Source organism: Bradyrhizobium sp. Rc2d, assembly GCF_900099855.1.
Taxonomy (GTDB): Bacteria; Pseudomonadota; Alphaproteobacteria; order Rhizobiales; family Xanthobacteraceae; genus Bradyrhizobium.
This window is the reverse complement of sequence record NZ_FNCU01000049.1, coordinates 1-21,806: the sequence shown is the minus strand read 5'-3', so window position 1 is coordinate 21,806 and position 21,806 is coordinate 1. Positions and strand designations below refer to the sequence as shown.

Below are 21,806 nucleotides of genomic sequence, written 5' to 3'. Positions count from 1 at the left end.
CTTTCGTATTCGGCCCAAGATTTTCCCGTAAGTTACTGGAACTACATGAATATCGTCATTGTGGAGTCGCCGGCGAAAGCCAAGACGATCAACAAATATCTGGGCTCGTCCTACGAGGTTCTGGCGTCGTTCGGCCATGTCCGCGACCTCCCCGCCAAGAACGGCTCCGTCGATCCCGACGCCAATTTCAAGATGATCTGGGAGGTCGACCCCAAGGCCGCCGGACGGCTGAACGATATCGCGAGGTCGCTGAAAGGCGCTGACCGCCTGATTCTCGCCACCGACCCTGATCGCGAGGGCGAGGCCATCTCCTGGCACGTGCTGGAGGTTCTTAAAGAGAAGCGCGCGCTGAAGGACCAGAAGATCGAGCGCGTGGTGTTCAACGCCATCACCAAGCAGGCGATCTCGGAAGCCATGAAGCATCCGCGCCAGATCGACGGCGCGCTGGTCGATGCCTATATGGCGCGCCGCGCGCTGGACTATCTGGTCGGCTTCACCCTCTCCCCCGTGCTGTGGCGCAAGCTGCCCGGCGCGCGCTCGGCCGGCCGCGTGCAGTCGGTGGCGCTGCGCCTCGTCTGCGACCGCGAGCTCGAGATCGAGAAGTTCGTCCCGCGCGAATATTGGTCGCTGGTCGCGACCCTGCTGACCCCGCGCGGCGATGCCTTCGAGGCCCGCCTGGTCGGCGCCGATGGCAAGAAGATCCAGCGCCTCGACATCGGCACCGGCGCGGAAGCCGAAGACTTCAAGAAGGCGCTGGAAGCAGCCGCCTACGCCGTGACCGCGGTCGATGCCAAGCCCGCGCGGCGCAATCCGCAGGCGCCCTTCACCACCTCGACGCTGCAGCAGGAAGCCAGCCGCAAATACGGCTTTGCGCCGGCGCACACGATGCGCATCGCCCAGCGCCTCTATGAAGGCATCGACATCGGCGGCGAGACCACCGGACTCATTACTTATATGCGTACCGACGGCGTCCAGATCGCCCCCGAGGCGATCACCCAGGCGCGCAAGGTGATCGGCGAGGATTACGGCAACGCCTATGTGCCGGACGCTCCCCGCCAGTACCAGGCCAAGGCCAAGAACGCCCAGGAAGCGCACGAGGCGATCCGTCCGACCGACCTCTCGCGCCGGCCCGACAGCATGAGCCGCAAACTCGATGCCGATCAGGCCCGGCTCTATGAGCTGATCTGGAAGCGTACCATCGCGAGCCAGATGGAAGCGGCCGAGCTCGAGCGCACCACGGTCGACATCACCGCAAAAGCCGGCGGCCGGACGCTGGAGCTGCGCGCCACCGGCCAGGTCGTCAAGTTCGACGGTTTCCTCGCGCTCTACCAGGAAGGCCGCGACGACGAGGAGGACGAGGACTCCCGCCGCCTGCCCGGCATGAGCGCCGGCGAAGCCCTGAAGCGGCAGTCACTCGCCGTCACCCAGCATTTCACCGAGCCGCCGCCGCGCTTCTCGGAGGCATCCCTCGTCAAGCGCATGGAAGAGCTCGGCATCGGCCGGCCCTCGACCTATGCCTCGATCCTCCAGGTCCTCAAGGACCGCGGCTACGTCAAGCTGGAGAAGAAGCGCCTGCATGGCGAGGACAAGGGCCGCGTCGTGATCGCGTTCCTCGAGAGCTTCTTCAGCCGCTACGTCGAATACGACTTCACCGCGGGCCTCGAAGAGCAGCTCGACCGCATCTCCAACAACGAGATCTCCTGGCAGGAGGTGCTGAAGGATTTCTGGCGCGACTTCATCGGCGCCGTCGACGACATCAAGGATCTGCGCGTCGCGCAGGTCCTGGACGTGCTCGACGAGATGCTGGGCCCGCACATCTATCCGCCTCGCGCCGATGGTGGCGACATCAGGCAGTGCCCGAACTGCGGCACCGGCCGGCTGAACCTGAAGGCCGGCAAGTTCGGCGCCTTCGTCGGCTGCTCGAACTATCCGGAGTGCCGCTATACCCGCCAGCTCGCCGCCGATGGCGAAGCCAACGCCGACCGCTCGCTCGGCCAGGATCCCGACACCGGCTTCGATGTCTGGGTCAAGGCCGGCCGCTTCGGCCCCTACATCCAGCTCGGCGAGCAGAAGGATTATGAGGAAGGCGAGAAGCCGAAGCGCGCAGGCATTCCGAAGGGCACCTCGCCCAGCGATGTCGACCTCGAGCTTGCGCTGAAACTGCTGTCGCTGCCGCGTGAGATCGGCAAGCACCCGGAAACCGGTCAGCCGATCACCGCCGGCCTCGGCCGCTTCGGGCCGTTCGTGAAGCACGAGAAGACCTACGCCAGCCTCGAGGCCGGCGACGAGGTGTTCGACATCGGCCTCAACCGCGCGGTGACGCTGATCGCGGAAAAGGTCGCCAAGGGCCCGAGCCGCCGCTTCGGCGCCGATCCCGGCAAGGCAATCGGCGATCATCCGACACTCGGCACCGTCACCGTGAAGAGTGGCCGCTATGGCCCCTACGTCACCGCGGGCGGTGTCAACGCGACGATCCCGGCCGAGTTCGAAAAGGACGCCATCACGCTGCCGCAGGCGATCGCGCTGATCGACGAGCGTGCCGCCAAGGGCGGTGGCAAGACCAAGGCGAAGAAGGCGGCCAAGCCCGCCAAGGCCAAGAAGGCTACGGAGAAGGCTGCGGACGGAGAGGACGCCGCGCCAAAGCCGAAGAAACCCGCCGCGAAGAAAGCCGCGGCCAAATCGAAAACCGAATCCACCAGCAAGGCGCGCGCCGCCGTGCCGTCGACGGCCAAGACTTCTGCCACAAAGCCGTCGCCGACCAAGGCAGCCGCCACCAAGGCTCCGGCCAAGAAGAGTGCCGGCAAGAATTAGAGGTTAAGTGAAACGCAAGAATGACCGTGGCTTTCCCGACCGGACAGCCATCGTCGCCTTCATCAAGGCAAACCACGGAAAGGTCGGGACCCGCGAAATTGCGCGCGAGTTCGGCCTGAAGAACGCCGATCGCGCCGAGCTCAGGCGCATGCTGCGCGAGCTCGCCGACGACGGCATCATCAAGAAGAAGCGGCACAAGGTCTCCGAGCCGGACACGCTTCCGCCGACGCTGCTCGCCGACATCACCGGGCGCGACAGCGACGGCGAATTGATCGCCTCACCGGCCGAATGGGACGAGGTCGAAAGCGGCGAGCCGCCCAAAATCCTGATCGAGATGCCGCGCCGGCCCAAGCCTGGCACCGCCGCCGGTGTCGGCGATCGCGCGCTGCTGCGCGTCGAACGCACCGACGAGGACGAAGGCCCCGCCTATCGCGGCCGCATCATCAAGCTCATCGACAAGGCCAAGAGCCGCATCCTCGGCGTGTTCCGCGAGCTACCCGAAGGCGGCGGACGGCTCGTTCCCGTCGACAAGAAGTTCGCCGACCGCGAGCTGAACATCGCGAAGACCGACACGCAAGGCGCACAGGAGGGCGACCTCGTCAGCGTCGACATCGTCCACTCGCGCGGCTTTGGCCTCGCCTCAGGCCGCGTCAAGGAGAAGCTCGGCTCGGTCAAGTCGGAGAAGGCGATCAGCCTGATCGCGATCTACGCCCACGACATCCCCCTGCAATTCTCGCCCGCAGCCGAGCGCGAGGCGGAGGCGGCGGAGCCTGCGAACCTGAAAGGGCGCGAGGATTGGCGCGACGTGCCGCTCGTCACCATCGATCCGCCGGATGCGAAGGATCACGACGACGCGGTGCATGCGCAGGCCGACGACGATCCCAACAACAAGGGCGGCTTCATCGTCAACGTCGCCATCGCAGACGTGAGCTTCTACGTGCGGGCGGGCACCGCGCTCGACCGCGACGCGCTCGATCGCGGCAACTCGGTCTATTTCCCCGATCGCGTCGTGCCGATGCTGCCGGAGCGCATCTCCAACAATCTCTGCTCGCTGGTGCCGGGCGAGCCACGCGGCGCGCTCGCGGTGCGCATGGTGATCGGCCCCGACGGCCGCAAGCGCTCGCACAGCTTCCACCGCATCCTGATGCGCTCGGCGGCAAAGCTGCATTATGCGCAGGCACAGGCGGCGATCGACGGCCGGCCGGACGATGTCACGGGCCCGCTGCTCGATCCGATCCTGAAGCCGCTCTACGCCGCCTATGCTTGCGTCAAGCGCGCCCGCGACGAGCGCGATCCGCTCAATCTCGATCTGCCCGAGCGCAAGATCCTGTTGAAGAGCGACGGCACGGTCGACCGCGTCGTCGTGCCCGAACGTCTCGATGCGCACAAGCTGATCGAGGAGTTCATGATCCTCGCCAACGTCGCCGCGGCCGAGATGCTGGAGAAGAAATCGCTGCCGCTGATCTACCGCGTACATGACGAGCCGACGCTGGAGAAGGTCCACGCGCTCAGCGAGTTTCTGGAAACGCTCGACGTTCCCTTCGCGAAATCAGGCGCGTTGCGCCCCACCCTGTTCAACCGCGTGCTGGCCCAGCTCGAAGGTCACGACTATTACCCGCTGGTGAGCGAGGTCGTGCTGCGCGCCCAGGCGCAGGCGGAATATTCCGCGGAGAATTACGGCCATTTCGGCCTGAACCTGCGCCGCTATGCGCATTTCACCTCGCCCATCCGCCGCTATGCCGACCTCGTCGTGCACCGCGCACTGGTCCGCGCGCTCGGCCTCGGCGAAGGCGCCCTGCCCGACAGCGAAACGCCGGAATCGCTCGGCGAGGTCGCCGCGCATATCTCGCTGACCGAACGGCGCGCGATGAAGGCAGAGCGCGAGACCGTCGATCGCCTGATCGCGCATCACCTCGCCGACCGCATCGGTGCCAGCTTCCAGGGCCGCGTCTCCGGCGTCACGCGCGCCGGCCTGTTCGTCAAGCTGAGCGAGACCGGCGCCGATGGATTGATCCCGATCCGATCCCTCGGCACGGAATATTTCAACTATGACGAGAGCCGCCACGCGCTGGTCGGCACACGCAGCGGCACCATGTATCAGCTGGGTGACGTCGTCGACGTCCGTCTGATAGAAGCAGCTCCCATCGCAGGTGCGCTGCGCTTCGAGCTGCTGTCGTCAGAGCGCGAGACCAGTCCCGGCGAGCGCCGGCCGTTCCGCCCGCAGCGCAAATCGTCCAAGCCGCATCCCGGCCGCAGTCCGGACAGAAAACGCAAGCCGGAAAAACAAAAATCTGCCAAGAGGGCCAGGGGAAAAAGCAAGGGTAAAGGCAAGGGACAGAAGGGCAAGGCATGGTGACGATGAGCACGGCCCCAAAGATCTGGACGCGCGAGACCGGCCTCGTCGAGAAGCGCGATGTGTGGGCTGCGATGAAGCGCGGCTTTCGCGGTCGCTGCCCGCGCTGCGGCGAGGGAAAGCTGTTCCGCGCCTTCCTGAAGACGGCGGACAATTGCGCCAAATGCGGCCTCGACTTCACCCCGCATCGTGCCGACGATCTGCCTGCCTATCTCGTCATCGTCATCGTCGGTCACATCGTGGTGCCGGCCATCCTCTGGATCGAGACCAACTACACCACGCCGGTCTGGCTCAGTTTCGTGGCCTATCTGCCCTTCACCTTCGTCGCCTCACTCGCGCTATTGCAGCCCGTGAAGGGAGCTGTGGTCGGCTTGCAATGGGCTCTGCGCATGCACGGGTTTGACGATAACCCTCCGGATGGTATTCCGCCTGTGTAAGTAAGAAGCAAAAAACGGTTTGGGTGAGGATATGGCGGATACGGCGCAAGCAGTGGAGAAGGCCAGGGTTCACGAGGAGAAGGAAGCCGACCACCATCCCTATTTTCGCCCGAGGGATGCCGCGACGCTGATCCTGGTCGATCGCAGCGGGCCCGTTCCGAAAGTGCTGGTCGGCAAGCGCCACGACAAGGTGGTGTTCATGCCCGGAAAGTTCGTCTTCCCCGGCGGCCGCGTCGACAAGGCCGATTATCGCGTGCCCTGCGCCGCGCCCATCACCGCCGAGCTCGAAGCCAATCTCGCCAAGGGCAGCCCGAAGACCCCGGCCTCGCGCGCGAAGTCGCTCGCCATTGCCGCGATCCGCGAAGCCTGCGAGGAGACGGGTCTCTGCCTCGGCCGCAGAGCGGAGGACAAGGTGCCCAAGCTCGAAGGCCCCTGGAAGCCGTTCGCCGATGCCGGCCTGCTGCCCGATCCCTCCGGCCTGTTCCTGATCGCCCGCGCCATCACCCCACCCGGCCGCGTCAAGCGCTTCGATACGCGCTTCTTCACGGCGGATGCCTCCGCGATCACCCACCGCGTCGATGGCGTGATCCATGCCGATGCCGAGCTGGTCGAACTGGTCTGGGTCGAGCTCGGCTCAAAACCGCTCGCGGATCTGCATCCGATGACGCGCAACGTGCTCAACGAGCTCGACACCCGCCTTGCCACCGGCCCGCTGCGCCACGATGCGCCGGTGCCGTTCTTCCATTTCTACGGCGGCAAGATGCAGAAGGATGTTTTGAGCTGAGTCGTCTTGGCGTCATTCCGCCGGATCATCGCAAATTGCTTCTTGGCAGCCGTCGAGCGCGCGCCTCGTCCTTCGAGACGACCGCGGAGCCTGTCATCGGGCCGCGCTTTTGCGCGGACCCGGTGGCGGTCTCCTCAGGATGAGGCTTAAGCTGCATTCGTGCCCGTTGAAACTGCTGCCGCGAGTTCAGTCCTCATCCTGAGGGCCCGCCAACGGCGGGCGTCTCGAAGGATGGTCGCAGGGAAACCGCGTCAAATGCAATGACAAGATTGTGCTGAGCGCACATCGAAAAACAAAATAATCTTCCCGCCGCCGCCAATGGCGGAGTTCCGCCGCATGCCTATGTCTTTCGCAACGACACCCAAACGGACACCGGGCGATGGCACAACGGCAACTCAAGCTTGGCGCGTTCATGCGCCCGATCAGCATCCACACCGGCGCCTGGCGCTATCCCGGGGCCTGGCCCGACGCCAATTTCAACATCAGTCACATCAAGCAGCTGATCAGGAAGCTCGAGGCCGGCAAGTTCGACGCCTTCTTCATGGCCGATCACCTCGCCGTCTTGAACATGCCGATCAATGCGCTCAAGCGCAGCCACACGGTGACGTCGTTCGAGCCGTTCACGCTGCTGTCGGCGCTGTCCGCCGTCACCGAGCGCATCGGCCTGATCGCGACGGGCTCGACCACTTTCGACGAGCCCTATCACGTCGCGCGGCGCTTCGCCTCGCTCGATCATCTCAGCGGCGGCCGCGCCGGCTGGAACATCGTCACCACATCGAATCCGGACGCGGCGCTGAATTTCGGCCTCGACGATCACATGGAGCACGCCGAGCGCTACAAGCGCGCCCGCGAGTTTTACGACGTCGTCACCGGCCTCTGGGATTCCTTCGCCGACGATGCGTTCGTGCGCGACGTCGAGAGCGGCCTGTTCTTCGATCCCGCGAAGATGCACACACTCGATCACCACGGCAAATACCTGAGGGTGCGCGGCCCCCTCAACATCGCCCGCCCGGTGCAGGGCTGGCCGGTGATCGTGCAGGCTGGTGCCTCCGAAGACGGCAAGCAGCTCGCAGCCGAAACGGCTGAAGCCGTGTTCACCGGCGGCGGCAGCCTCGCCGATGGCCAGAAGCTTTATGCCGACATCAAGGGCCGCATGGAGAAAGTCGGCCGCGATCCTGAGCATCTCAAGATCCTGCCCGGCGCCTTCGTCGTGGTCGGCGACAGCGTCGATGAAGCCAAGGAGAAGCGCGCGCTGCTCGACAGCCGCGTGCATTACGACAGCGCCATCGCCTCGCTGTCCGTCATTCTCGGCACCGATGCCTCCGGCTTCGATCCGGAGGGCCCTCTCCCCGACATCCCCGAGACCAATGCCAGCAAGAGCGGCCGCCAGCGCATGGTCGATCTCGCCGCCCGCGACAAGCTCACCGTGCGCCAGCTCGCCCAGCGCGTCGGCGGCTATGGCGGGCTCTCTTTTGTCGGCACCGCCAAGACCATCGCCGACCAGATGGAGGAATGGCTGGTCGGGCGCGGCTCCGACGGCTTCAACATCATGTTCCCGTTCCTGCCCGCCGGCCTCGACGATTTCGTCGACAAGGTCGTCCCGGAGCTGCAGCGCCGCGGGATCTTCCGCAAAGAGTATGAAGGGCCCACTTTGAGGGAGAATCTGGGCCTACCGCGGCCGAAAAACCGGTTCTTCGAGGCATAATGGGGCCGTTTCGGGTAGATTTCCGGCCCTAAAACCTTGACATCAGACGGTTTCTGGCTAGGTTGCCGGCCAACGCGGGCCGTTTGGCCGGCTCCAGATTCCCTTCATTCCTGAGGTTCTGAACATGGCCAAAGCGGTCACCATCAAGGTCAAGCTCGTGTCCTCGGCTGACACCGGCTTCTACTACGTCGCCAAGAAGAATTCGCGCACCATGACCGACAAGCTGGTCAAGAAGAAGTACGACCCGGTCGCGCGCAAGCACGTCGAATTCCGCGAAGCCAAGATCAAGTAAGATCGGCGCAGCGTTGAAGAGTTTTGCGGGGCCCTTTCGGGCCCCGTTTTTATTTTGCCCGCTCACCCCTCTTCAGAGGCGCTGCGTCCGGGGCACGAGACAGAAATTGACGCGCTACCATTTCTCCACGCCGTCATTGCGAGGAGCTCGCGACAAAATTGCAAAGCAATTTTGCGCTGATGCGACGAAGCAATCCAGGGCCGTTCTGCCATTGCTGCAGATCCTCTCCTGAGTCCGTCAGCACATTTTTCTGAAGTCAGCAGTGTCACATCCCCTTACCCGCACGGAACTCCGGAGAGCATAGGCCGTTTCCCCACCTGTTTTGAACGGGGAGACGCAAGCGTGAACCGCCGGCAAGTCCTTCGCGCATCGGCTGCCTTCTCGGCTGCCACCATGCTGCTGCGTGCAGCGAAGGCTCAGACGGGCTCCGCCCCGCCATTCAGCCCGTCCTACGTGCGCGAGCTTGCCCGCGCCCTTGCCGCGAAATCATTCGAGCCTCCGGACGAGAAGCTGCCGGATGCACTGAAGAATCTCAACTACGATCAATACCGATCAATTCGCTTCACGCCTGAGAAGGCGTTGTGGCGTGATGAGAAGCTACGGTTCGAAGTGCAATTTTTTCACCGCGGCTTTTTCTACAAGAACCGGGTCGAGATTTTTCAGGTGGTGAACGGGAGCTTCATGCCGATCCCGTATCGGCGCGACGACTTCTCGTTCGGAGAGGGTCTCGGACAATGGCCGGATGTCGACATCGGGTTTAGCGGATTCCGCATTCACGCTCCGATCAACAGGCCGGGTTACTACGATGAAGTTTGTGTGTTCCTGGGCGCCAGTTACTTCCGAGCAGTCGCGAAAGGACTGACGTATGGCCTGTCCGCGCGCGGACTAGCGATCGATACCGGCGAGAGCAAGGGCGAAGAGTTCCCGGTATTCAAGGCTTTCTGGCTGGAGAAGCCGGCGCCGAATGCCTCTTCCATCGTGGTACACGCGCTGCTGGACAGCAAGAGTGCGGCCGCAAGCTACCGATTCACGATCCGGCCCGGCCAAAGCACAGTTTTCGACGTCGAGATGGCCCTCTATCCGCGGGTAGACATCGAGCATGCCGGGCTCGCGCCTATGACCAGCATGTTCTACTTCGGGCCGAACGATCGCAAAGATTTTGACGATTTCCGCCCCGCGGTTCACGACTCGGATGGACTTGCGATCTTCAACGGCAGAGGTGAGCAACTCTGGCGCCCCCTGAACAATCCCCACGATCTGCAGGTCAGTAGCTTTGCCGATGTCAATCCGGGCGGCTTCGGCCTGATGCAGCGGGAGAGGAATTTCATCGCCTATCAGGATCTCGAATCCAGCTTCGAAAAGCGCCCAAGCCTATGGTTCGAGCCGATCGGAGATTGGGGCGAAGGAGCGGTGAAATTGTTCGAGATACCTACCAAGGAGGAGGTCCACGACAACATCGCAGCGCTCTGGCAACCCAAGCAGCCGCTGACAGCCAAAAGCGAACACATCTTCACCTATCGGCTGCACTGGGGGCCGGACGCCCCCAAACCGGAGGCGCTCGCACGGTTCACGCGAACGGGGATCGGAAGCCGGGGTGACGATAGCAAATTGTTCGTGCTGGAACTGATGGGGGATCGACTCAAAGGCATCGATGCCAAGACCATCAAAGGCGTGGTGACCGCTGCAAAAGCCGAAGTCAGCAACATCGTCACGCAACCTAATCCCATGACAGGCGGATGGCGTCTGAGCTTCCAATGCTCGGTCAAGAAGCAAGCCGCAATCGAATTACGAGCTTTCCTGGCGCAAAACGAAGTGCCAGTCTCCGAAGTGTGGACCTATCGATGGACGCCCTGAGACCGTCGCCGACGCCTTCGCCGAACGCCCCTGGCAGTCCATTTCTGCCGCCGGAAAGTCCGCTGCCGATGCTGCCTTGCCGGCTGGATCGCGCGACTGAAGCTAACCGGTCGCCGGTGCATTCGGGTACCCCTTTGATGGTTCGCCGCGTCTTTATTTTTGTCGGCACTGGGGTGCTGACGCTTGCGGGCGGCTACGGCATGTATGACGTGGTGAAAGTTGGCGGCATAACCTTTCTCGAGGCGGTGCTGCTCGGTTTTTTCCTCGTGCTGCTCGCATGGGTCGCGCTCTCCTTCATGTCCGCGCTCGCCGGATTTTTCGTGCTGCTCACGCGCAGCCGGCCTTTTCTGCCGATCGATGCGACGGGCTCACTGCCTCCTGTCACCTCGCGCACAGCCATGCTGCTACCCACCTATAATGAGGACCCGCATCATCTCATGGCGCGGCTACGCGCTATGTATGAATCAGTTCAAGCGACCGGATATGGGGACCAGTTCGACTGGTTTTTACTGAGCGATACGACCGACCCCGACATCTGGATTCGTGAAGAGATGACGTTCATTCGGCTGCGCCACGCCTCCGGCGCCGCTCGGCTGTACTACCGGCATCGCTCCAATAACATCGCGCGCAAGTCCGGCAATATCGCCGACTGGGTCATGAAGTTTGGGGCGGCCTATGATCACATGATCGTTCTCGACGCGGACAGCCTCATGGAAGGCGACACAATAGTTCGCCTTGTCCACGCGATGGAGTCCCATTCCGCTGCTGCGCTGATCCAGACGCAGCCGGTCATCGTCAACGCGCGCACAATGTTCAGTAGGCTGCAGCAATTCTCGGGGCGAGTTTACGGCCCCATCATTGCAGCCGGCAATGCCTGGTGGCACGGTGGCGACAGCAATTACTGGGGCCATAACGCCATCATCCGGGTGCGGGCGTTCGCTGCGGAGGCCGGCCTGCCGGAGCTGAGCGGTCGTAAGCCTTTCGGGGGTCACATCTTAAGCCATGATTTTGTCGAGGCCGCGTTGATGCGCCGCGCGGGCTGGGCAATCTATCTGGCACCGGCCCTCGGCGGCAGCTTCGAAGAAGCCCCGCCGTCACTGCTGGACTTTGCGGCAAGAGATCGTCGCTGGTGCCAGGGTAACCTTCAGCATCTCGCGGTGTTGCCCGCGCGCGGGCTACACTGGGTGTCGCGGCTGCATTTGCTTACAGGCATCGGCTCCTATGTCACCGCGCCGCTGTGGTTTCTATTCCTGGTACTCGGCCTGCTGATTGCACTGCAGGCGCACTTCATCCGACCGGAATATTTTCCCAAAGGCTTCAGTTTGTTTCCGACCTGGCCGCAACAGGACCCGGTGCTTGCCGCCCAGATCTTTGCAGCGACAATGGGACTTCTTATCCTGCCGAAGCTACTGGCCTATCTGGTGCTGATCGGCAATCGGAGAGAGCGGATCGGATTCGCAGGGAATCCTCACGTATTGGTCGGAGTCGTTTGCGAGACATTTCTTGCGGCGTTGATCGCTCCGTGCATGATGATCCTCCAGACCAAGGCCGTGTTTGAAATTTTAGCTGGCCGGGACGCGGGCTGGCAGGTGCAGCGCCGAAGCGATGGCCACCTGGCTCGAGGCGAAATCTATCGCAAGCTCGTCGGCCCCACGCTCTGCGGATTGGCCCTGTTGCTCAGTGCCTACGCGGTCTCTCTGCCGCTGCTGCTTTGGATGTCGCCTGTCGTGCTGGGTCTTCTGCTTTCAATCCCGTTGGGTCTCATGACGTCTGCACGACTGAAGACGCCCGGACTTTTTGCCACGCCGGAAACCAACAACCCGCCCGCTGTTGTGCTCCGTGCAAACGAACTCGCCGCATCTGAGCCAACAGCGATAACCGGGGCCCTGCACCAGCTCAGCCAGGATCCGGAACTGCTAGGCCAGCATTTGGGATCGCTATCGCTTGCCAGGCCGCGCAAATTTGGCACTGTCGACGTGCCTTTGGCGACGGCAACCGCCAAGCTCGAGGAATGCGAAAGCTTGGAGGATGCAGCCGCCTGGCTCGAAAGGCCGGAATTGCGTGCCGTTCTTGGCCATCCCACGCTGCTCCAGAGGGTCCTTGAGATGCCTCGCGCAGGTAACGATAGGGAGCCCAGTATTCGGGGTCGTCGGTAGAGTACTCGCGCAAGCAGGACGCGCTCTGCATTGCTTCGCTGCGCAATGACCAAGCCACCGGTCGGCGTTCTGGCCGCCATCGATGGCTTCGCGGACCCGGCGGCTCCCAATGCCGGAACGGGCGGTCAGCGTTCACCCCCAGCCGCCGTGCCGGTGGCGCGGGCCTGGTTCGTCGCGAAGGTTCACTCCAGCACCTTATTCCAGGAAGTAGACGCTCGTAACCAACACGGCGATCAGTACGGCACAACCAAGCAATGCAACGGTAAAGCAGATACGTGCTGGGATTGAATAGGCGTCAAAGTGCGGCTGTTCGATCATGCCACGCCTCCTCTCACCATCTGGCGGGAGCGCGATCATTAATCTCGGCAGCCTAGCCCTGTGGAACTTTGGTTAAAAGTCAACTGTGCTGACGCATCGGCCGCCTGGTGGCGGATCCCGGTTATTCGGGAAGACCTGAAGCGCGCATTGCTTCGATCAGAGGTGTTGCGAGCAACGGCACGCAGCCGATGGCGGAGCACTGACCATTGCTGCTGAAATTGGGCTGGAGTTGCATCACGCGCTCGGCGGCTGCGTTCGCATCTTCCATTCGTCCGAGTTTGGCAAGCGACGCTGCCAGAAACATGTGCGAGACGCTGAAACCTGGTTTGCTGCGAATGGCCCGTTGCGCTGCCGCCGCGGCATCTTCATAGCGTCCGCGAAGAAAATGACCCATGCAGATGCCATGCAGCGCTGCGGTAATCCACGGATCGAATGGACTAAGGCGGATACCCCGCTCGCCCCATTCGATCGCACGCTCGGCTTCCCCTCCCCAGCCCAAAATCAACGCGCCCCAGGAATAGGCCCACGCCGCCGACGGGGAGATTGCCAGGGCGGCCTCGAACGTTTCCAGAGCCAAGACACGGTCATGTTCGACGAGACCGATAGCGATTGCGGCGTAGACGAGTGCCGGGGCATCGTCGGGGCCAAGCGCCACTGCAGTATGCGCGTGCCTTATCGCGGCCGTGCGATTGCCTTCACGCCTTCCCGCTCGGAGATATAGTATTTCATTGCAAAAGGCGGTCTGGCCGTGCGCGAGCGCGTAGTTCGGCTCGAGTAGAAGTGCGCGCTCGAGGAGTGGCACTGCCTGCGACGCGCCCTCCGGCATCCCCGTATCCACCAGCGGCGTCGCACGTAACACGAGATCGTAGGCGTCGAGATTATCAGGGCGCTTGCGCTTCGCCCGTTCAATTTCGGCCTGACGCACGCTGGGCTCGATCGCGGCGACAGTGCTCACGGTAATTTCGTCCTGCAAGGCAAAGATGTCGTCGACCGCGCGGTCGTAGCGATCTGCCCAGATATGGGCCCTGGTCTCCGCGTCAATCAGCTGCGCTGTGATCCGTACGCGGTCGGCCACCCGTCGCACGCTGCCTTCCAACACGTAACGAACGCCCAGTTCGCGTCCAACCTGCCTGATGTCAACGGACCGCCCCTTATAGGTAAAGGTCGAATTGCGGGCGATCACGAACAGCCATTTGAAGCGGGACAGCGCAGTGATGATGTCCTCCACCATGCCATCGGCGAAGTACTCCTGTTCCGGGTCGCCGGACATATTCTGAAACGGCAGAACCGCAATTGAAGGTTTGTCGGGTAATGACAGCAGTCGATTGCTCTCCGCAGTCGCTGGCTTCGCATTGGCAGGTTTGACTTCATATAGTCGAACCGCCCGATCGATGTTCTTCAGCGATCGCTCGCCGAGATCATCGAACTCGAATGTCGTTTTTCCCCTGACTTGTTCGAACGCACTTCCCGACAAGCACACACCGCCCGGCGCGCATTCGTTCTCAACGCGTGCGGCCACATTCACGCCATCACCAAAGATGTCGTTTTCGTCGCTGATAATGTCGCCGATGTTGATGCCGATGCGAAAGGCAATCTGTCCTTCCCGGCCGGCCATCTTCTCTTGGACAGCCATGGCGCAGGTCACCGCGTCGACCGCGCTGGCGAATTCGACCAGGAGGCCATCCCCAGTCGTCTTGACGATCCTGCCCTTGTGCTCCGCAATGGCTGGATCGACGATTTCGCGGCGGATGACCTTAAGGGCTTCGAGCGTGCCGACCTCATCGGCGCCCATTAACCGCGAATAACCGGCAACGTCAGCTGCCAGCACCGCCGCTAACCGTCTCTCAACGCGCGCCATAGCCACCGCCACCCTGCCAGTTTGGACTTAATATAGCAGGATGAACATCTTCCGTCCCAGCCGGACGAAGGGTCGGGATCTGGACGCCGCGCCAGGTCAGCTGCGGGTCACCAGCGCCAGTTCGCGACCAAGCGGCGCGGCGCTTGCTTGGCGCTTACGACAACACGCCCCCCGCTACGCCGCCTTCAACACCGGCGGCTGCGATGGCCGGATCAGCGCGAACGCCACCTGCACGATGCCGCCGGCGAGACCGAGCGCGACGCCGATGCGCCAGGCCATGGTGTAGGAGCCGAGCGCATCGTAGAGCAGCCCTCCCCCGTAGGCGCCGAGGAAGCTGCCGATCTGGTGGCTCATGAAGGCGAGGCCCTGGATCATCGCCTGCCAGCGCAGGCCGAACATCTCGGCGACCGCGCCCGCAACCAGCGGGCCGACGCCCATCCAGAGGAAGCCCATGATCGCGCCGAACAGCAGCGTCGAGAATGACGTCGCCGGCAGCATGAAATACCAGGCGAGTGCGAGCGAGCGCAGGATGTAGATCGCACCCAGCAGCGCCAGCTTGTTCCAGCGCTGCCCGGCCCAGCCGAAGAACAGCGAGCCCAGCACGTTGAAGCCACCGATCATGCCGAGCGTCTGCGCGCTCAGCATCGGGTCGAGACCGCAGATCGCGAGATATGACGGCAGATGCGTGGTGAGGAACACCAGCTGCATGCCGCAGACGAGATAGGCGCAGGTCATCACCACGAAGGACGCATTGCCAAACGCGGTCCGCGCCGCGATCGCGGCGGTGGCATCATCGATCTCGTCGGCGGCTGGCTTGGGAAGCGGGATCTGGTCGACGCGCCCGGCATACCAGGCGGCGGGGATCATCAGCACCGACATGATGACGAAGCCGGCAAGGCCAATGCGCCAGCCAAAGCCCTCGTTGAGCATCTGCCCGATCGGCGCCGACAACAGCGCGCCGAGCGAGCCCGCGCCGGAGACGATGCCGAGTACGGTCGAGCGCACCGTCTCAGGCACCGCGCGTGCCGCCACCGACATCGCGATCGCAGCCGCCGTGCAGGCCAGCGAGGTGCCGATCAGAACGCCGGCGCCGATCATGATGCTGACAAGCCCGTTGGCCGTCGCCATCAGCGCGAGGCCGACGATGTACATCAGCGCGCCCACGATCATGATGGGACGAAAGCCGTAGCGCTCGGTCATGGCGCCGGCGAGCGGCTGGAGAAAGCCCCAGGCGAGGTTTTGCACGGCCAGCGCCAGTGTGAAATCCGACACCGAGATGTGGATGTCATGCGTCAGTGGTTGCAGGAAGATGCCGAGCGACTGCCGCAGGCCCATGCTCAGCGTCAGCATGATCGAGGCGCCGATCAGGATGGGCAATGTCGGACGCAGAACCTGCAACAGGGGCATTTTTCTTCTCCCTTTTGGGCGCGGCGCGAACGCCGCCGTCTGCTTTTGCCGTTGATTTTGGTTACACAGACCTGTGTACTTAGGCTATAAAGGGCCGGTGCTGTCAAGCGAACAGGACGCGCGCTACCGTATGGCTCCCCCGCCCGCCCCACAGACGATGAAAGAGCGGATCCTTCAGACCGCCGACAAGCTGTTCTATCTGCAAGGCATTCGCGCCATCGGCGTCGACACCATCGCGGCCGAGATCGGCATCTCCAAGCGCACGCTCTACAACCACTTCCCCTCCAAGGACGCGCTGATCGCGGCTTACCTCGAGCGCCGATTCGTAGCTCAGCGCCCCTCCGACAAGCCGCCGGCCGAGCAGATCCTTGCGACGTTCGATTCGCTGGAGCGACGCTTTGCGTCCAAGGATTTTCGCGGCTGCCCGTTCGTGAATGCGGTCGCCGAGCTCGGGCCTTCCGACCGCGCCGTGAAGAAGATCGCAGTCGCCTTCAAGGAAAGCCGCCGTGTCTGGTTTCGTGATCGGTTGAACGAGCTCGGCGTTGCGGACGCGGAGGCGCTGGCAACGCAGCTCGTGCTGCTCGTCGACGGCTCCATCGCGCAGGATCTCGTGCGCGACGATCCGGCGATGGCCAGAGCGGCAAAGGAAGCGGCAAAGGTGCTGCTGCGCAATGCCGGGGTGGATGTGGGGGGTGATGCGAAGGCGAAGGCCGCGACAGGACACAAGCTCGCGCCACAATAACCGCCGTCGCCGCACCATTCGGTGTCATCACCCGCGAAGGCGGGTGATCCAGTATTCCAGAGGCAGCGAGGTTAGAACCGAAAGGCCGCGGCGTACTGGATTCCCCGCTTTCGCGGGGAATGACAGCGGAGTTTGTGGAGAAAGCGATGATCACCTGACTACATGTCAGGACCATTTCGCCATCCTATCAGAATGCCCCTGTTTTGCCCGACGTGTCAAATGGCGCTGCCGCAAGCGCAAACCGCCCTGCTCCTCGCGTAAGCCGTTGATCTTGCTACCGCCGGCTACTGTGCATGGGGTTGTTTTCGCACTTTTTGTACCGGCAGCTCACGCCGCCTGCGACACCACGCGGTTGCGGCCGTCGTGCTTAGCGCGGTAGAGCGCGGTGTCGGCGCGCTTGAGGACGTCGGCGACCGCCTCGCCCTTCTGCTCCAGCGTGGTCAGGCCGATCGAGATCGTGACCTCGATGCGCTTCGTCCCTTTGTGGATCGCAAACGGCTCGCCTGCGATCGAGCGGCGCAGGCGCTCGGCGACCATGCCGGCGACGTGGAGATCCGTCTCGGGCATCACGATGACGAACTCCTCGCCGCCATAGCGGCAGGCAAGGTCAATGCCGCGGATCGACTTGCGCACCCGCACCGCGAATTCGCGCAGCACGTCGTCACCGGCGTCATGGCCGTAATTGTCGTTGATCGACTTGAAGTAATCGATGTCCAAAATCATCAGCGCGAGCGGCTTGCCGCGGGTCGCGGCCTGCTCGGCGAGCGTCGCCAGATGACTCTCCATGTAACGGCGATTGTGCAGCCCGGTGAGCGCGTCGGTGATCGCCATCTCGATCGAGTTCTGCACGTTGTCGCGCAGGTGATCGGTGTAGCGGCGGCGGCGGATCTGGGTTCGGGCCCGCGCCAGCAGCTCGGTCTTGTCGATGGGGCGCAGCAGATAGTCGTTGACGCCGATCTCGAGGCCGCGGAGCAGCCGCGTCGAGTTCTCGGGGTCGGCGATCGCCAGGATCGGCACGTGGCGCGTGCGCTCCAGCGAGCGCGCCTGGCTGCAGAGCCGCAGGCCATCGAAATTGTTGAGATCGAGCGAAACGATCAAGAGGTCGTAATTGCCCTCGGCGGCGTGGAATAGCGCTTCCGTCGGGTTCGGCTCGACGTCGATGGTGTGCTCGGCGGCGAGGATCGTCGCCAGCCGCTCATAGGAGGACTCGCGGTCGTCGACCAGCAGGATGCGGCCGCCCTTGCCGGTGTCGGCCACCGCGCTGCGCTCCGGCGCCTGCATGCCGATCTCGAGCGAGGTGATGGCGCGCATGCGCAGCTCGTCCGTCATCATCTTCAGCCGCGTCAGCGAGCGCACGCGCGCGATCAGCACCACGTCGGAGACGGGTTTCGTCAGGAAATCGTCGGCGCCGGCTTCAAGCCCCCGGTTGCGGTCGGACGGGCTGTCGAGCGCGGTGACCATCACGACCGGAATGTGGTGGGTGGCCGGGTCGGTCTTCAGGCGGCGGCAAACTTCGAAACCGTCCATGTCGGGCATCATGACGTCGAGCAGGATGATGTCGCATTCGGCGCGCCGGCTGATCGCCAGCGCCTCGGCGCCGTTCGCCGCAGTCATCACGTCGAAATATTCGGCGGACAGGCGGGCCTCGAGGAGCTTGACGTTGGCAGGAACGTCATCGACAACCAGGATACGCGCGGACACTTTGAACTCACTTCCTATCCGATAAAACGCCGGACCGTCTCAATGAATTTGCCGACCGAGATCGGCTTGGACAAATAGGCTTCGCAGCCGCCCTCGCGGATGCGCTCTTCGTCGCCCTTCATCGCGAAGGCCGTGACCGCGACGACGGGAATGGCGCGTAGCTCCGGATCGTCCTTGATCCAGCGTGTCACCTCGAGGCCCGAGACCTGCGGCAGTTGGATATCCATCAGCACGAGGTCGGGCCGCATCTTGCGAACGAGGTCGAGCGCCTCGTAGCCGTTGCTGGTGCCGGAGGTCTGGTAACCGTGCGCCTCCAACAGGTCGCGGAAGAGCTTCATGTTGAGCTCGTTGTCTTCCACGATCAGGACGGTCTTAGCCATCCCGCCCTCCTGATTGGTCCGCAGACCCATACATGTGACGCCTCAGGCGCCGCTCGCCGGCGCTTCGAAAACTGGATTCAAACTAGCCCCAGATTCGCTCTAGTTTCGTTAAACCCGAGGGCCGACTTTCTGCGATGTGGTTTCCAGTTGCTTGTCGGGCTCGCAAGACTCGAGGCGAAGACTCGGGCATGATGATTCCAAATTAGAGACCGAAAGTTAACGGAAAGGCAAACCGGCCCCGTGAAAAAGCCTGTTCACAACCCCCGCGAAGTCGCTGAAATCGTTGCGATTCAGGCCTTGTCCTTTGTCGCCGGCGAGCCCGAGCGGCTGGGCCTGTTCCTGGCTGAGACAGGGGTCGGTCCGGAGACCCTGCGCAATGCCGCCTCCGACCCCAATTTCCTGCTCAGCGTGCTCGATTTCGTGCTGCGCGATGACGAGACCGTGAAGGCCTTTGCGAAGACCGCGGAACTGCATCCGACCAACGTTGCCGCGGCGCGGCAGGTGCTGGGCGACGCGCTCGGCGACCCCTCCTGGGAGCGCGACGTGCCGTGACCGAACCCGATCCGGCCGGGCCCCGCTGCTTCTGCCGGGATTGTCTGGCCGATCTGGACATGGGCGTGAGGCGCTGTTCCGCCTGCGGATCCCCTCGCCTGGTCCGCCACCGCGCGCTCGCGGGCCTGACCATCGCCCATATCGACTGCGACGCCTTTTATGCGACGGTCGAGAAGCGCGACGATCCTGCTATCGCCGATAAGCCCGTCATCATCGGCGGAGGCAAGCGCGGCGTGGTGTCGGCTGCCTGCTACATCGCCCGGACCTATGGCGTGCGCTCGGCCATGCCGATGTTCAAGGCTCTGGAGGCCTGCCCGCATGCCACCGTGATCCCGCCCGACATGTCGAAGTACGTCCGGGTCGGCCGCGAGGTGCGCCAGGCCATGCAGGCGCTGACGCCGCTGGTCGAGCCGCTCTCGATCGACGAGGCCTTCCTCGATCTGTCCGGCACCGAGCGCGTCCACGGCATGATCCCGGCAAAGGTGCTGGCGCGCTTTGCGCGCGAGATCGAGCGCGACATCGGCATCACCGTCTCGGTCGGCCTGTCCTGCAACAAGTTTTTGGCCAAGATCGCCTCCGATCTGGACAAGCCGCGCGGCTTTGCCGCGCTCGACCAGGACGAAGCACGCTTGATGCTGGCGGAGAAGCCGGTCGGCTTCATCTTTGGCGTCGGACCGGCCACGCAGGAGCGTCTCGTGCAGCGCGGCTTCCGCATCATCGCCGATCTGCAGAAGGCCGACGAGATCGAGATGATGCGGCAGTTTCCGAGCGACGGCCGCCGGCTGTGGCGGCTTGCGCGCGGCATCGACGACCGCCGCGTCGAGCCTGATCGCGGCGCCAAGACGATTTCCAGCGAAACCACATTCGAGAGCGACATCCGCGATTTCGCGACGCTGGAGAAGATCTTGTGGCGGCTATGCGAGAAGACGTCGTCGCGTCTCAAGAGCAGCGAGCTCGCCGGCTCGACCGTCACGCTGAAGCTGAAGACCGCCGATTTCCGCCAGCGCACGCGCTCACAGTCGATCGCCGCCCCGACGCAGCTCGCCGCAAAGATCTTCTCGATCTGCCGCGAGATGCTGGCGAAAGAGATCGACGGCACCGCCTTCCGCCTGATGGGCGCCGGCGTCAGCGCGCTGCGTAACGGCTCGGTCTCCGACGACACCGACATGCTCGACCGCCGCGCCGCGCACGCCGAGCGCGCGGTGGACAGTCTGCGCAAGAAGTTCGGCAGCGCTGCGGTGATCCGCGGCATTGCGTATGAGGGGCCGGAGAAGGCGCAGGAGTGATCGAGTCCTGCTCAACTCAGTCGCGTTCGAATATCCGTGCACCCGGATAGGCGCGCCGGGCATACTGAACGACCAACTGCCGATCCTGAGTTTCCAGGAACGGCGTTCGGATCTGACAAGACCCGACGATGAGGTGCCACAAGCCGTTGAGCTTTCGAATGACGACGTTCATTTGAGCCTCCTCGCAGTGCCCCGAGTGGACTCAAATTGTAAGAATCTCCCGCCGTGGCTCAATTCTACCAGCGTAAGGTCAGCGCATGAGAAGGATTAGAGGAGATATACAAAGGTATGTTGGACCATGGCTCCAACAGCCTCTGTCGCCGATAGCTTCGCAAGGGGCTCAAATGATCCTACCGGTTCGGGGGCTAGCACTGTGACCGGCGAACGCGATCTCGACGCGCTGCTGAGTGACATGAAGCCGGAGATCCTGGACGGCATCTTCGTGTTTTGCACGCTTGCGCCGAGCGCAAGCATTCCAGCCGCCATCAGCCCGATCCTGACGTTCCGCGAACGCGAAGGAACAACGCTGGTGATCGCTCGCGAAGAGGCCGAAGCGGCAGGCCTACGCTACGAGTTCGCCTCGCGCCTGATCACCCTGACGGTTCATTCGTCGCTGGACGCGGTCGGATTCCTGGCTGCGATCACAGCCCATCTCGCCGCAGCTGGCATCAGCGTGAATGCCGTTTCGGCGTTCCATCACGATCATCTCTTCGTGCCCGTGGACCGAGCCGACGAGGCGATGGCTGTTCTACAGAAGATGTCTGGCGCGAGACACTCGTAGCCCGGATGGAGCGAAGCGCAATCCGGGACAGCGCATCCTAGCAGCAGACCCGGATTACGCTTCGAGGTTGGGCAAGAATCCTAGCCGTTTGGGTGAACGAGTGTACGATTCGGTATGACGAATCGCATGTTCAAGACCGGGGTGAGCCGGGATCAGGTCAGCCTTCTGCCCGCGCGGGTGGAAGATTATGTGGGTCGAGAGAACCCGGTTCGGGCGATCGAGGCGTTTGTCGCAGCGCTGGACCTTGAGCGGCTTGGCTTCGGTCATGCCGGGTCGGGTGGCGGGGCGGGACAACCGCCTTACGATCCTGCCGATCTGCTGAAGCTCTATCTTTATGGCTACACCAACCGGATACGATCCTCGCGCGCTCTTGAACGCGAGGCCGGCCG

General features: G+C 63.3%; 19 protein-coding genes. 13 read left to right on the top strand and 6 right to left on the bottom strand.

The features are described from left to right. Nucleotides 1-45: 45 nt before the first annotated feature. From topA to mdoH, 8 genes are all read left to right on the top strand, one after another. Nucleotides 46-2,811, top strand: coding sequence for a type I DNA topoisomerase (gene topA, locus BLV07_RS37175; RefSeq protein WP_091895967.1), 2,766 nt, complete (start codon nucleotides 46-48; stop codon nucleotides 2,809-2,811). Nucleotides 2,812-2,818: 7 nt separating this feature from the next. Next, entirely contained in the window at nucleotides 2,819-5,167 is a 2,349-nt protein-coding gene (rnr, locus tag BLV07_RS37170) for a ribonuclease R (RefSeq protein WP_091895964.1), read from the top strand. Continuing rightward, nucleotides 5,161-5,601: a DUF983 domain-containing protein gene (locus tag BLV07_RS37165; protein WP_091895961.1), complete on the top strand. Its 441-nt coding sequence runs from the start codon at nucleotides 5,161-5,163 to the stop codon at nucleotides 5,599-5,601. Before rnr ends, BLV07_RS37165 begins: the two co-directional genes overlap by 7 nt. A gap of 31 nt (nucleotides 5,602-5,632) precedes the next feature. Then, on the top strand, nucleotides 5,633-6,385 hold the full coding sequence (locus BLV07_RS37160) for an NUDIX hydrolase (RefSeq protein WP_091895958.1): 753 nt from the start codon (nucleotides 5,633-5,635) through the stop codon (nucleotides 6,383-6,385). A 379-nt stretch (nucleotides 6,386-6,764) separates the two neighbouring features. Continuing rightward, nucleotides 6,765-8,090, top strand: coding sequence for an LLM class flavin-dependent oxidoreductase (locus tag BLV07_RS37155; RefSeq protein ID WP_091895954.1), 1,326 nt, complete (start codon nucleotides 6,765-6,767; stop codon nucleotides 8,088-8,090). Nucleotides 8,091-8,214: 124 nt separating this feature from the next. Next, on the top strand, nucleotides 8,215-8,382 hold the full coding sequence (rpmG, locus tag BLV07_RS37150; protein WP_007603295.1) for a 50S ribosomal protein L33: 168 nt from the start codon (nucleotides 8,215-8,217) through the stop codon (nucleotides 8,380-8,382). A gap of 393 nt (nucleotides 8,383-8,775) precedes the next feature. Next, nucleotides 8,776-10,236 carry a glucan biosynthesis protein G gene (locus BLV07_RS37145; RefSeq protein ID WP_091895951.1) on the top strand — a complete coding sequence of 487 codons (1,461 nt, stop codon included), beginning with the start codon at nucleotides 8,776-8,778 and terminating at the stop codon, nucleotides 10,234-10,236. After that, nucleotides 10,224-12,392: a glucans biosynthesis glucosyltransferase MdoH gene (gene mdoH / locus BLV07_RS37140; RefSeq protein ID WP_244551335.1), complete on the top strand. Its 2,169-nt coding sequence runs from the start codon at nucleotides 10,224-10,226 to the stop codon at nucleotides 12,390-12,392. Before BLV07_RS37145 ends, mdoH begins: the two co-directional genes overlap by 13 nt. A gap of 195 nt (nucleotides 12,393-12,587) precedes the next feature. Here mdoH and BLV07_RS49880 read toward each other — a convergent pair whose 3' ends face one another. The 3 genes from BLV07_RS49880 to BLV07_RS37130 form a co-directional block, all read right to left on the bottom strand. Beyond that, complete coding sequence (locus BLV07_RS49880) at nucleotides 12,588-12,710, bottom strand: hypothetical protein (RefSeq protein ID WP_276339337.1); 123 nt, start codon at nucleotides 12,708-12,710, stop codon at nucleotides 12,588-12,590. Nucleotides 12,711-12,831: 121 nt separating this feature from the next. Next, nucleotides 12,832-14,568: an adenylate/guanylate cyclase domain-containing protein gene (locus BLV07_RS37135; protein WP_283806571.1), complete on the bottom strand. Its 1,737-nt coding sequence runs from the start codon at nucleotides 14,566-14,568 to the stop codon at nucleotides 12,832-12,834. A gap of 174 nt (nucleotides 14,569-14,742) precedes the next feature. Further along, nucleotides 14,743-15,975 (bottom strand): MFS transporter, encoded by a 1,233-nt coding sequence (locus BLV07_RS37130; RefSeq protein WP_091895942.1) that lies wholly within the window; start codon nucleotides 15,973-15,975, stop codon nucleotides 14,743-14,745. A 130-nt stretch (nucleotides 15,976-16,105) separates the two neighbouring features. Here BLV07_RS37130 and BLV07_RS37125 point away from each other — a divergent pair, with 130 nt between their 5' ends. After that, a complete protein-coding gene (locus BLV07_RS37125) occupies nucleotides 16,106-16,717 on the top strand; it encodes a TetR/AcrR family transcriptional regulator (RefSeq protein ID WP_091895939.1) in 612 nt (203 codons plus the stop codon). Nucleotides 16,718-17,044: 327 nt separating this feature from the next. On the opposite strand, the gene BLV07_RS37120 is transcribed toward BLV07_RS37125, so the two are convergent. Next, nucleotides 17,045-18,418, bottom strand: coding sequence for a PleD family two-component system response regulator (locus BLV07_RS37120; protein ID WP_091895936.1), 1,374 nt, complete (start codon nucleotides 18,416-18,418; stop codon nucleotides 17,045-17,047). 14 nt (nucleotides 18,419-18,432) lie between these two features. Continuing rightward, entirely contained in the window at nucleotides 18,433-18,798 is a 366-nt protein-coding gene (locus tag BLV07_RS37115) for a response regulator (RefSeq protein WP_008566616.1), read from the bottom strand. Nucleotides 18,799-19,038: 240 nt separating this feature from the next. On the opposite strand from BLV07_RS37115, the gene BLV07_RS37110 reads away from it, so the two are divergent. Continuing rightward, entirely contained in the window at nucleotides 19,039-19,350 is a 312-nt protein-coding gene (locus tag BLV07_RS37110; protein WP_091895933.1) for a DUF3572 domain-containing protein, read from the top strand. After that, a complete protein-coding gene (locus BLV07_RS37105) occupies nucleotides 19,347-20,636 on the top strand; it encodes a DNA polymerase IV (RefSeq protein WP_091895930.1) in 1,290 nt (429 codons plus the stop codon). Before BLV07_RS37110 ends, BLV07_RS37105 begins: the two co-directional genes overlap by 4 nt. A gap of 16 nt (nucleotides 20,637-20,652) precedes the next feature. Here the strand turns inward: BLV07_RS37105 and BLV07_RS48020 are convergent, their stop codons facing one another. Beyond that, nucleotides 20,653-20,808: a hypothetical protein gene (locus BLV07_RS48020; protein WP_008548553.1), complete on the bottom strand. Its 156-nt coding sequence runs from the start codon at nucleotides 20,806-20,808 to the stop codon at nucleotides 20,653-20,655. A gap of 201 nt (nucleotides 20,809-21,009) precedes the next feature. On the opposite strand from BLV07_RS48020, the gene BLV07_RS37095 reads away from it, so the two are divergent. Beyond that, a complete protein-coding gene (locus BLV07_RS37095) occupies nucleotides 21,010-21,417 on the top strand; it encodes an ACT domain-containing protein (protein ID WP_091895924.1) in 408 nt (135 codons plus the stop codon). A gap of 126 nt (nucleotides 21,418-21,543) precedes the next feature. Continuing rightward, the coding region (locus tag BLV07_RS37090; RefSeq protein WP_176946014.1) for a transposase at nucleotides 21,544-21,806 on the top strand (263 nt) is incomplete at its 3' end.